This is a genomic window from Streptococcus sp. GMD1S (genome assembly GCF_000296875.1).
Taxonomy (GTDB): domain Bacteria; phylum Bacillota; class Bacilli; order Lactobacillales; family Streptococcaceae; genus Streptococcus.
Genome location: NZ_AJQY01000271.1, coordinates 1 through 608, shown reverse-complemented (window position 1 = coordinate 608; position 608 = coordinate 1). Strand labels below are relative to the sequence as shown.

Below are 608 nucleotides of genomic sequence, written 5' to 3'. Positions count from 1 at the left end.
GTATTTGAGCTAAGTAATGGGAATTTCAAGATTTCCTTGTATTTCTTAGCTTCGTCCAAACCAAAGTCAAACTCATGGTTTCCTACTGCCATGGCATCATACTGCATCTTATTAAGAATTTCAGCACGCGCTTCACCCTTCGTAGAGTTGGAAATCGGTAAACCTTGGAAAGCATCTCCCGCATCAACAACTAGAGTATTTTGATTTGATTTCGCACGTTCCTGCTCGATGACAGTCGCTAATTTAGCATCTCCAATAACTCCCTTTTCCTCTACGATACGACCGTGGACATCATTGGTGTGCAAGATAACGGTGTCCTTTTCTTCGCTTTTAGGAGATTCAACAGGAGCTGACGGAGCTTCTGCAGGTGCAACTGCTTCTGAAGTTGCCGAAGTTTCCGGTACCGCAGGGCTCTCAACAGGAGCTGGAGTCGCCGACGTAGCAGGAGTCACTACGACAGCTGAACTTTCTGCAGGAGTTGTTGCTTCTTCAGCATAGACTTGTCCAGCTAAGAAGGCTGGAGCTAACAGGGCTGTCGACAAGACAGGTAACAAAGAACGTTTGTTCATTTTAAAATCCCTTTCTTTTCTTTTTCTCTTTTATATTAT

1 protein-coding gene is annotated in these 608 nt (G+C 44.2%); it reads right to left on the bottom strand.

What is annotated here, in order from left to right; all coding sequences use genetic code 11:
• Positions 1 to 569 (bottom strand): metallophosphoesterase (locus GMD1S_RS08735; protein ID WP_001042705.1); only part of this gene is annotated, 569 nt, incomplete at its 3' end.
• Positions 570 to 608: the final 39 nt, after the last annotated feature.